The organism is Streptomyces sp. NPDC044061 (assembly GCF_056434305.1).
Genome location: NZ_JBWKFL010000013.1, coordinates 95,112 through 106,150, shown reverse-complemented (window position 1 = coordinate 106,150; position 11,039 = coordinate 95,112). Strand labels below are relative to the sequence as shown.

11 protein-coding genes are annotated in these 11,039 nt (G+C 68.6%); all 11 read left to right on the top strand.

Annotation, left to right across the window (positions count from 1 at the left end):
- Positions 1 to 64 precede the first annotated feature (64 nt).
- The 11 genes from AC07CM_RS22200 (at position 65) to AC07CM_RS22150 (ending at position 10,478) form a co-directional block, all read left to right on the top strand.
- A complete protein-coding gene (locus tag AC07CM_RS22200; RefSeq protein ID WP_478878151.1) occupies positions 65 to 205 on the top strand; it encodes a hypothetical protein in 141 nt (46 codons plus the stop codon).
- Positions 205 to 987 carry a class I SAM-dependent methyltransferase gene (locus tag AC07CM_RS22195; protein ID WP_478878150.1) on the top strand — a complete coding sequence of 261 codons (783 nt, stop codon included), beginning with the start codon at positions 205 to 207 and terminating at the stop codon, positions 985 to 987. Before AC07CM_RS22200 ends, AC07CM_RS22195 begins: the two co-directional genes overlap by 1 nt.
- A gap of 13 nt (positions 988 to 1,000) precedes the next feature.
- A complete protein-coding gene (locus tag AC07CM_RS22190) occupies positions 1,001 to 1,714 on the top strand; it encodes a 7-carboxy-7-deazaguanine synthase QueE (RefSeq protein WP_478878149.1) in 714 nt (237 codons plus the stop codon).
- A 35-nt stretch (positions 1,715 to 1,749) separates the two neighbouring features.
- Positions 1,750 to 2,112 (top strand): 6-pyruvoyl trahydropterin synthase family protein, encoded by a 363-nt coding sequence (locus tag AC07CM_RS22185; RefSeq protein ID WP_478878148.1) that lies wholly within the window; start codon positions 1,750 to 1,752, stop codon positions 2,110 to 2,112.
- 37 nt (positions 2,113 to 2,149) lie between these two features.
- A complete protein-coding gene (gene folE / locus AC07CM_RS22180) occupies positions 2,150 to 2,740 on the top strand; it encodes a GTP cyclohydrolase I (protein ID WP_478878147.1) in 591 nt (196 codons plus the stop codon).
- Positions 2,741 to 3,234: 494 nt separating this feature from the next.
- On the top strand, positions 3,235 to 4,215 hold the full coding sequence (locus AC07CM_RS22175) for an aspartyl/asparaginyl beta-hydroxylase domain-containing protein (protein WP_478878146.1): 981 nt from the start codon (positions 3,235 to 3,237) through the stop codon (positions 4,213 to 4,215).
- Positions 4,216 to 4,317: 102 nt separating this feature from the next.
- Positions 4,318 to 5,007, top strand: coding sequence for a 7-cyano-7-deazaguanine synthase (locus AC07CM_RS22170; protein WP_478878145.1), 690 nt, complete (start codon positions 4,318 to 4,320; stop codon positions 5,005 to 5,007).
- A complete protein-coding gene (locus AC07CM_RS22165; protein WP_478878144.1) occupies positions 5,004 to 6,029 on the top strand; it encodes an isopenicillin N synthase family dioxygenase in 1,026 nt (341 codons plus the stop codon). The genes AC07CM_RS22170 and AC07CM_RS22165 overlap by 4 nt, the downstream gene beginning before the upstream one ends.
- 111 nt (positions 6,030 to 6,140) lie before the next feature.
- Positions 6,141 to 7,973, top strand: coding sequence for an AfsR/SARP family transcriptional regulator (locus tag AC07CM_RS22160; RefSeq protein ID WP_478878143.1), 1,833 nt, complete (start codon positions 6,141 to 6,143; stop codon positions 7,971 to 7,973).
- Between the two features lie 219 nt (positions 7,974 to 8,192).
- Positions 8,193 to 9,461 (top strand): ATP-grasp domain-containing protein, encoded by a 1,269-nt coding sequence (locus AC07CM_RS22155; protein WP_478878142.1) that lies wholly within the window; start codon positions 8,193 to 8,195, stop codon positions 9,459 to 9,461.
- 270 nt (positions 9,462 to 9,731) lie between these two features.
- Positions 9,732 to 10,478 carry a 2OG-Fe dioxygenase family protein gene (locus tag AC07CM_RS22150; RefSeq protein WP_478878141.1) on the top strand — a complete coding sequence of 249 codons (747 nt, stop codon included), beginning with the start codon at positions 9,732 to 9,734 and terminating at the stop codon, positions 10,476 to 10,478.
- Positions 10,479 to 11,039 lie beyond the last annotated feature (561 nt).

The following is an 11,039-nucleotide window of genomic DNA, read 5'->3' as shown; positions in this document are numbered from 1 at the left end:
CGGAAAGTGGGTCCTGCCGACCTCGGCGCCCCTTCGGGGGGACAGCCCTCAAGGAGTGGTCCGAATGACCGTAGTGACCCGGGACGCGGTGACACCTGCCGCGTTCGGCGTCCCGAATACCGAATCGCGGCGCGGCACGAGAGAAGCGGTGCGTGCGCACCAGAGCCTCTTCTTGACCGTGTCCCAGGAGGAGGTGCACGACTGATGACGATGGACGCGGAGTTCTACTCCCGGGTGGCCGAGCAGTTCGGCGGCTACTTCAGCGATGCGCGCAGCACCGACGTGTTCGCGGACGGCCGCCCGGACGCCGTCTTCGACGAACTGGCGACCGCACTGGGAACGCCACAGGCCCGACTGCTGGATGTCGGCTGTGCCGACGGGCGCAGCCTGTTGCGCATCTCACGACCATACGGCGCCGTGACCGGGATCGACCTGTCGCCGTCGATGCTGGACTGCGCCGGGCGGTATCGAGCCGAGGCAGGTTTGTCGCATGTCACGTTCGAGCTGCGCGACGCCGCACATACGGGGCTGCCCGACGGATACGCCGATGTGGTCACGTCCCGCCGCGGTCCGCTGATCGCCGGCGAGTTCGAGCGGGTGCTGCGCCCCGGTGGGGTCGTGATCTACATGGGGATCGGCGAGCAGGACGCGCGCGAACTGAAGGAGACGTTCGGCCGCGGCCAGAATTTCGACAGCTGGAACGGCAGGCCCTTGGCGGACGAGGTTGCCCGAGAACTCTCCGACGCGGGCTTCGTCGTGACACGAAACCAGGCGTTCCGGTTCGAGGAGTACTACCACTCGCCGGACGACCTGAACACATTTCTGCACCAAGTGCCGATCGTCGACAACTACGATTCCGCGGCGGACAAGGAGGCGTTCGATCGATATATCGCCGCGGTCTCCGTCGATCAGGGCGTCCGGCTGAGCCGGCATTGGTTCATCGTGCAGGCGCAGAAGCCGGCGGCCGTCGAGCCGTCCCACCCATAGGAGGCGGTGCGCCATGGAACAGGATCTCGTAGTCAACGAAATCTTCGGTCCGACCGTCCAGGGTGAGGGTCGGTCCATGGGACGCAGGTGCGCGTTCCTGCGACTAGGCGGGTGCAATCTGTCGTGCTCGTGGTGCGATACGCCATACACGTGGGACTGGGTCGGAGCCGCCGACGGCGGGATCGCCCACGATCCGCGCCAGGAGCTGCACCGCCGCCCGGTCGGAGACGTCGTCGAAGAGTTGCTCGCCTTCGACACCGAGCTGATCGTGATCTCGGGCGGTGAGCCCCTGGGCCAGCAGGAACGGCTGATCCCTGTGGTGGCAGCGCTGACCGAACGCGGTAAAGAGATCGAGATCGAGACGAACGGAACGCATTCCGCGCACCCCGAACTCGTCGCCGCCGGCGTCAGGTTCAACGTCTCGCCGAAGCTGTCGCACTCGGGTGACCCCCTGCGGCGCAGGATCGTCCCCACCGCACTCGCCAGTCTTTCGGCCCTGCCGGGCAGCACGTTCAAGTTCGTCTGCCAGAACACCCGCGACCTGGACGAAGTGGCCCAGCTGGTCGCCGACTTCGACCTGCCCTCGGTATGGATCATGCCGATCGGGCGTACCGCCGACGACGTCACCAAACACATGAGCGAGTTGGCCGACGCGGTGGTGGAGCGCGGCTGGAACCTGACGACGAGACTCCACACCCTGCTGTGGGGCGAAAAGCGCGGCGTGTGACCCACGGCCCGCACAAGAAGAAGGGAACTCGATCGATGACATTTCGGATCACGAAGAAATTTGAATTTTCGGCCAGCCATCGGCTCTCCGGCCTTGCTCCGGAACACCAGTGCGCCCGGATGCATGGGCACAATTATGTGATCGAGCTGGAACTCGAAGCCGATGACACGAGTCTGCTGCCCGTGGGCTTCGTTCGAGACTACGGAGATCTGTCCTCGTTCAAGGAATGGATGGACAAGCAACTTGATCACCGGCATCTGAACGATGTGATGGACGAAAACCCGACGGCTGAGAACATGGCCGCCTGGGTCTACAAGACATGGGTGATGGAGTTTCCCGAGTTGACCTGTGTCCGTATCTCAGAAACTCCCAAGACGTGGGCCGAGTACCGGCCGTGAGGCCAGTGACGACAAAGCCCGGACGAAAGGCAGCCGCATGTCGGTGACAAACGTGGCCCTCGATGATGACCCGTCGGCCACCAGGACGACCGAGGACCCACTGGTCGGGATCGCCCGCCAGTTGCTGGAGGAAATCGGCGAGGACCCCAATCGCGACGGACTGCGCGACACCCCCGCGCGGTTCGCCCGCTGGTGGCGAGAGTTCATCAACTACGACCCAGGTTCCCTGGGCACGCTTTTCGAGTCCATCGGCACGAGCCAGCTCGTGGCCGTCTCGGACATTCAGGTCTGGTCGCTGTGCGAGCACCACCTCCTGCCGTTCAACTGCTCCGTGACGATCGCGTACCGCCCGACGGGGCAACTGCTCGGCCTGTCGAAGTTCGCCAGGGTCGCCCATCAGTACGCGCACAAGCTGCAGGTCCAGGAGCGTCTCGTGGACCAGATCGCGCTGGAGATCAGCACCCTGAGCGGCACCCCTGACGTCGCGGTGATAGCGAAGGGCGAGCACCTCTGCATGTCGATGCGCGGCATCAAGGCTCCCGCGCAGATGACATCGACCGCGTATCGCGGGGAATTCAGCACGGACCCCGGGCTCCGGGGCGAGCTGTTCGACCTGCTCCGGGCCTGACGAGCCGTCCGACTCCGCAAGTGAGAGCTGGTCGGTGCCCGGTTTCCGGCCCACCGACCGGGGCCGACCGCGGACGTCGTCGTGTCGCTCGGATCGCGTGGTCCAGCGGCTGCCGGATCATCGGCCCCGGCAAGACGCCGGCGGCGGGTGACCACACTTCCCGGCAGCGCCGTACCGGACTCTCACCGCGCTCCCGCCGTTCCGCCGCCCACCGGCGACGGGCTTCGTAGTTCCGGCGAGCGCGCTCCGCAGGAGGGTCTCGGCACCGGCTGCCGCTTCAGGCGTTCCTTGTCGAAACGTGGTTCCCGCCGGCTTCGCCATCGGGTCATCCCCCGGCACGTTGATCGCCTCCACGCCGGCCCCCGCATTCGCCTTGCCCGCCGTGCCGCGAGCGCGGCGGCCGTCGGCCGCATCCCGGTCGCGGAGCGGCGAACAACAGGCCGCTCTCTTCGACACATCCGCGAATCCGGTCCGGTCGACATGAAAGGACAACGATGAACACCATTGATTCCTCCACGCCTGCGGAAGCGGCCCGGCTGCTTCCCGAGCTGGACGCCGAGCGGCTGCTGGCCGACCTCATGACCGCACGCGACCACCTGTGGGACGAACAAAGCTCGCACGAGAACGGGCGAGTCTCCAGGTGGGCCGAACAGGACTGGCGCTGTCTCCCGGTGCGCAGCCCCGGTGGTGACAAGACACGCACCGACCCAGGCGGCCCCGGCAGCGCGGAGTTCGCCGACACCGAGTGGCTGGACCACATGCCGTACGTGCAGGAGGTCCTGCACTCGATTCCCGGCCCCCTCTACGCCGCCCGGTTCCTGGACCTCGGCCCCGGAGTCGTCGGATACCGCCATTGCGACGCCAAGTTCGCCCCGGACTGGGGTCTGGCCCGGCTTCACATCCCCGTCATCACCCACGAGGAAGCCTCGCTCGACCTCGACGGAAAAATTCATCGCTGGCAGCCCGGTGAGTTCTGGTTCGGTGACTTCAGCCGCAAGCACCAGATCCAGAACCTCGGACCCGAGCATCGGGTGCATCTCGTCGTGGACGTGCTCGTCACACCGGAGCTCGCGCGACTGTTCCCGGCCGACTGGGCCGACTACTTCAACGGCCCGGATGTGCTCTACAACCGTCCGGGCCTGGCCACGACCGACCAGGAGCGCAATGCCGCGCGGTGTTCGTTCGACGCGCCGGATCACCTGCTGGAGATAGAGGTGTTCGGGTCGCTCACCGGCGCGCAGCCGCAGGCCGGCTTCAGCATCGTCGACACCGCCATGGAACTGGCCGTTCGCTCGCCCCAGGACCACCTCTTCCCGCTGGTGGCCCTCGGCGGAAACGAATACCGCCTGGTCGGGTGGAGCGAGGAGCGAACCATCACCACGAGGCTGGACGGTCCGCGGCCCGAGGTCGAACTGACTTACCGCAAGGGCCGGGAGACGACCCGCCTTGTCGTCCCGGCCACGCCGGCGCCGTGACGGACGCCCCTGCGTCCGCCGCTGTTCCGGCGCACAGCACACCGCTGTCCTGACCCTCACGTACTGATCCTCCATCCCTTTCCGTCTGCCGGAAGTCGACACATGCCGAAAACCGTCGCAATCGTGTCCGGCGGCCTGGACTCGGTCACCATGGCCTACCACCTCCAGGCGCAAGGACACACACTCCACCTGCTGTCCGTGAACTACGGACAGCGTCATCTCATCGAGCACAAGTTCGCCGCGAAGGCGGCTCGAACCCTCGGGGTACCCCACGACGTCGTCGATCTCAGCCCCGTCGGCAAGCTCCTGAGCGGCTCCTCGCTCACCGACCCGACCGTCGACGTGCCGGATCACCGGAGCGGCTCGTCCGGCGGCAGCCCGAACGTCGTACCCAACCGCAACGCCCTCCTGCTGTCCGTCGCCTTCGCCATCGCCGTCGCCCAGCAGGCGCAAGCGGTGGCCGTCGGAGTGGTCGACGACCTGCAGGCCGCACCCGACAGCAATGCCGCCTTCATCGATTCCTTCCTCGCCATGGAGCGGATCGCGACCCACGGATACGCGCACCCCGACCTGACCCTGACAGCACCGCTGGTCAAGCTGCGCAAGAGCGACGTGGTGTCGCTCGGCAAGGAACTCGGCGTCCCCTGGACCGAGACCTGGAGCTGCTTTCGCGGCGACGCGCTCCAGTGCGGGCGGTGCGCCGCCTGCGAGGAGCGCCGGCAAGCGTTCCGGGACGCCGGCGTGACCGACCCGACGACCTACCAGAACAGCGATTCGAAGGAGCTGTCATGACCGACCCGTTTCCCGTGCTCGATCTCCGGGACGCCGCCGGTTCGCAAGAAGCCCGGGCAGAGTTCCTGCACCGGTTGCGCAGGGCCGTGCACGAGATCGGCTTCTTCCAGCTCGTCGGCCACGGCATCGAGGACGCCGACGACATGCTCGACCTCACCCGCCGGTTCTTCGAGCTGCCCGAGGCCGACCGGCTCGCGCTGAACATCCTCGACTCGCCACTGTTCCGCGGCTACTCCGAACTCGGCCGCGAACACACACGAGGCGTGCCCGACCAGCGCCAGCAGCTCGACATCGGCCCGGAGCAGCCCGCGAGGCCGTCCGAGCCCGGGGATCCCACCTACCGGTGCCTGATCGGCCCGAACGAGTGGCCCGCCGCGATGCCCGAGCTGCGCCCGGCTGCCGAGTCATGGATCACCCGGCTGACCGATCTTTCACATCGACTGCTGCGGCTCCTGCTCGAGTCGCTCGACGCCCCCGCCGAGTTCCTGGACGACGTGGTCGATCCGGATCCACAGATCCACCTCAAGCTCCTGCACTACCCCGGTCCCACGCAGACGAGCAAGGACACCGGCTCCGACCAGGGGACCGGCATTCACAACGACCTCGGGCTGCTCACTCTGCTCGTCCAGGACGACAACGGCGGCCTCCAAGTCGCGGTCGAGGACGGCCGGTTCGCCGACGTACCGGTGATCCCGGGGGCGTTCGTGGTCAATCTGGGAGAACTCCTGGAGGTGGCGACGCGGGGCTATGTGCGCGCCACCCTCCACCGGGTAGTCCGGCCCGCCCCGGGCGTCAACCGCTACTCCATTCCCTTCTTCTACAACCCCCGGCTGGACGCCACGATGCAGCCGCTGCCCAGCCCGTATGTCGAGGGCGCCAACGGAGTCATCGACGTCGTCGGCAACCCGCTGTTCGCCCTCTACGGCGACAACGTCATGAAGGGGCTGGTCCGCTCCTTCCCCGACATCGTCGCCCGACACCATCCCCACCTGGCCGCGGTGGCCGGGTCCAGGAACTCCTGACACCGGGGGGCAGAGCACACCCTCACCGTTTGGCCCGAGTGGTCGGGCCCGGCGGTGGCGCCGCCGGCCGGTCCGACGGGGACCGCACGAACCTGAGGCAAGGCGAAATTAATGAGAATCAACCTTCTCGGGCCGCTTCAGGCCTATGGGGACGATCACCACGTCGACATGGCGCCGGCCGCCCAGAAAGTACGTCAGACACTGGCGGTGCTCGTACTGAACGCGGGCCGGGTGGTGCCCTTCGAGCACCTCATGGACGAGCTGTGGAACGACAACCCGCCGGCCAGCGCGCCCACCGCGTTGCAGACGTATGTGTACCAGCTCAGGAAGCGGTTCTCTCTCGGCAATCCGAGGAGCGGCGGCGCGGTACGTGCGGCCGGGCCCCTGCTCGGCACGGTCGACGGCGGCTATCAGCTGTCGCTGCCCGCCGACCACGTAGACGTCTTCCGTTGCGAGCCGTTGCTCGCCCGTGCCCGAGCGGAGTTCTACGACGAAGACTTCGCACGGGCCCGTGACACGGCCACCGCGGCGCTGCGGCTGTGGCGGGACGACGCCCTGGTGGACGTACGCAAGGGGCCCATGCTGAAGGCCGAGGCCATCCGGCTGAAGGAACTGCGCACCAGCGCGCACCATCTGCGCATCGAATCCGACCTGCACCTCGGTCGGCACCACGAAGTGCTCGGCGAACTCACCTCGATGGCCGTGCAGGAACCGACGGACGAGCGGGCCCAAGGCAATCTGATGACGGCGCTCTACCGCATGGACCGACGGGCGGAAGCGCTTCAGGTCTACCGGCGGGCACGCGAGCGGATCGCCACCGAGCTCGGACTCGATCCTTCCCCCCAACTCCAGGCCCTGCACACGGCCGTGCTCACGTCGGACGAGGCGCTGCTGCGTCCCGGCGGGCGGCTCACGGTCGTGACCGCGGCCACCCGGGCCCCCTGCCATCTGCCGGCCCCGCGCGAGCGTCTGACCGGACGCGCCGACCAGCTGGCGCGCCTCACAGAGGTACTGGCCGGCCGGGCCCGGGAGGACCGGCCGCTCGTGGTCGTGGGCGGTGCCCCCGGCACGGGGAAGAGCGAACTGTGTCTGCACGCCGCGCATCAGGTGAGCGGTCACTACCCGGACGGGCGACTCCACGCACGTCTGCGTGACGGCGCCGGCCGGCGGGTGCGGCCCGCCGAGATCCTCCGTTCCTTCCTGCGCGGACTCGGCGCGACAGAGGAGCAGTTGCGGCTGAGCACGACCGATCTGAGCCTGCTGTTCCGTACCTGGACCGCCGACCTCCGCGTTCTGGTGGTGCTCGACGACGTGTGCGACGTGAGGGAGCTGACGCCGCTGCTGCCGTCAGGTGCCGACTGCGGCGTGGTGATCGGCAGTCGTAGACGGCTGTTCGTGTCTTCGACGGCGGTCCACGTCGATCTCGCCGGACTGCCCTTCGACGACTGTCTGCGACTGCTGGGATCCTCCCTGCCGGGACACCCCATCGCCCTGGACCCCGAAGGACTGCGACAGCTCGCCCGGTTGTGCCGGGGGCTGCCGGGCGCGCTCTTCGCGATCGCCGCGCAGTTGCGCCGCCGTCCGCACTGGACGGCTCGGCAGGCCACCGCCTGGGTCCTCGCGTCCGGCGGCGCCGACAGCGATCCGCTGGGCGTGTGGGCCGGATTCGACCGGACGCTCGCAACACTGTCCGCCGAGTCGCGGTCCCTGGCCCACGCGCTGTCGTCATCCGTCACCGCCGACCGGCTCACGCCGACGCTTGCCGCCGCGACCCTCGGGGTCAGCGACCAGCGCGCCGAGGACCTGCTGGAGGAACTGGCGGAGAACTACCTGCTGCGCCCGCAACGTCCGGGTGTGAACGGCCGGTTCTCCTACGAATGGGAGCCTGGTGCAAGCCCGTTCGCGGCACGGCCGGGCAGCGCGCCCGTCATGCGCTCCGCCTGACGGCCCCGGTGCCGATGCCGATGCCGGTGCCATCCGGCCTCTCGTATCGCGCGTCTTCTGCACGCGGTGCGCGGCAGACGCTTCAGCCGCGTGTGACTCCCTCCACAGGCTGATCAGCCTCCTCGGTCTCGTGATCGCCGGGATGACCTCACACAGAACCGCTCCGACCGGCGCGGCCCTTTCAGACCCTTCCACACAGCCGATCCTTGGAGAACCGTCATGTCGAAGCGCCCGAAACTCGTCCTCGTCGGTCAGTTGTCCGTGTTTCCCTGGGCATTCGAAGCCGCCGAGCGTGCCGGTATCGACCTGATCCTCGTCCCCAGGGGGGACGACACGTTGGAGTCCGCCGGGCGACCCGACGCGGTGGTCGAACTGCTGCCACTGGACATCGACGACGACCCGGACGGTGCGTTGTCGGCGCTCGCCGACCGCTACCGGCAAGAGCCCTTCGACGGCATCATGTCGGGCAACGAAAGGGTCATTCCCTTCGTGGCGCGCGCCGCGCGGGAGCTGGGCTTCCCCGGGCTGACCGAGGAGGCGGCGGCCGTGGTGCGCGACAAGCGCAGCATGCGTCAACGCCTCCTGGAAGTGGGGCTGGGCGTGCCCGGTTTCGTGGTCGTCAAGGATCCGGACAACTGGACCGACGCGCTGACCCTGCACTTCCCTGTCGTGGTCAAGCCGGCGAACGGCCACTCCAGTTTCGCAGTCATCCGTGCGGACGACAGGGACAGCCTGGAGCAGGCCGTGGCCCGCACCTGGAGTCTCGTCGAGACCCACATGGGCGCCGCCGACGGCTCGAACTCGGACACCGGTGTGCTGGTCGAGGAATACCTGGACGGGCCGGAGATCGCCGCGGAATCCCTCGTGTTCCACGGTCAGGTGCGGGTCTGCGCCATCAGCTGGAAGGGAGAACTGACGGGGCCCTACTTCGAGGAGACCACGCTGCGGGCCCCCGCCCAGCTGCCGGCCGAGATACTCGCCGCGATCGAGGCGGAGGTGATCGGCGCCCACCGCGCCTTCGGCGTCACAGAAGGCACCACGCACACCGAACTGCGGCTGGTGGGCGGAGTACGGCCGGTGCTGCTGGAGATGACCGCCCGCCTCGGAGGCGGAGGCAACATGCACCACCTCACCCACGTCAGCAGCGGGATCGACCTGGCCGCCGAGGCGCTGCGCATCCACCTCGGCCAGGAGCCGCTCTGCTGGCGCGAGGAGCCGGCCCCGGCTGGCCACGCGGCGGCCTATCTGGTGCCGATCGGCAGCGGCGGACGGGTCAAGCGGATACGCGGCCTGGAGGCGGTGCGTGCCGACCCGCGGGTGGACTACGTGGTGGAGACCGCGGGTCCCGGAGCACTGTTGCGCCCCTACCCGGACTGGACCGGAAACCCGGCGGTCGTGCTCTCGCACCACGAGTCGGATGCGGAGGCCGCGGCCTACCTCGCCCACCTCGCACGGACGCTGCACGTCGAGTACGAGGAGCGGGACTGACCTGGAGCGTGGCAAGGCGGCCGGCCACGGCAGCCGGGCGCAGGACCTCGCTCCGATCCTGTCGAACCTCCGGTACAGATGGCCGGCCGCCGTACGTACCGAGATGTGCAGTCGACCGGCGATCTCCCGGTCGGCAAGACCCGAGACGGCCGATTCGGCGACCGCCGTCACCGGGCGTGACCGGACCATCGGTCGCACCCGACATCAACCGCACCCGGCCGGGCCGTACACGCCGGCGCCACCGGGACACCCGTGCGAAGGGGAAACACCATGACCGCCAGTACCAGCGACACGCCGACCACCGGACGGCAGCTCCATGACGGCGTACCCGCCTTCGCGGAACAGGTCCGCCGCACCGGCTTCGTCGTCATACCCAAGGAGGAACTCGCCGGGCTGATCAGCGACGCCGACCTCGAAGAACTCCGCGGCGCCTGGGAGGACCTGCCGGTCGACACCCAGGTCGACGGCGTCGGCGTGTACCGCGAGCGCCGCTACAGCCGGCTGTGCGTCGTCGTCGACGGCGACACCGTCACATACGAGGTCCTGCCCCACGCCGTCTTCCGTCAGGATTCCATCCCGCTGTGGGAGGGCAAGGACCGGCTCTTCGAACCGGTCGACAAGGACCTCCTGCTCAGCCCCACCATGCGCGCCCTGGTCGGTTTCAACGCCCGGATGGCGACCGCGGCGGGCGGCAACAACTCGTGGCGGACCGGGGTCCACCTGGTCCGCGTCGTCGCCCGCGCCGACGCCGACGGCCTCCCCACTCCCGAGGGCCGCCACCGCGACGGGCACTCCTACGTCGGGATGCACCTGATGCGCCGCGAGGGCGTCACCGGCGGCCTCTCCACCATCCACCCCAACGACGGCGGCGACATCGTGCAGACCACCCTGGTCCAGCCGCTCGACACGATGTTCATCGACGACAACATGATCACCCACGAGGTCTCGCCGATCGTCCCCGAGGGTGCCTCGGGAGTGCGCGACATGCTCATCATCGACATGAACCCGATGGCCTGAGCCCGCGGACCGGGCGCCACACTGGCGCTGAGACGCGACAGGGTGCGCCACCGCTCGCCCGGCAGGCCCCAGGCGAGCAACGCGTCCAGGGCCGGGGCGATGAGGTCCTCGAGCCGGAGCTCCTGGGATGCTCGGCGGTCGCGCGCCGGTGCCAGGTGCCGAGCGAGAGCGAGATGACGGAGTTCCCCTGACGTCAGTGTCGCCGGGCCGGACGAACCTCTCCATGCCGCCGAAGCTCTCCAGAACGCCGCCGAAGCACTCCAGAACACGGACCGTGCGCACCACGTACTCGCCGCCGACACCAGTACGCCGGAGCCTTCCCGGCAATACCGGTGTCGGCGGCGGCCTTCTCCGGCGGTCTGAAACCAACGGCGAGCTCGTACACGGACGCGGCCATGAGCACCACGAGATGGAAGTGGTGCCACTTCCATGGACCCGGGGGGGGGGGGTGGGTGTGTTCTCCCGGAGGAGAAACACCCCGCACCCTCGCGAGAACGCACCCCCCTCCACGCCCGCCGCCCGCCCCCATCCATATCCCCCCACCCACGCCTCCCCCCGCCT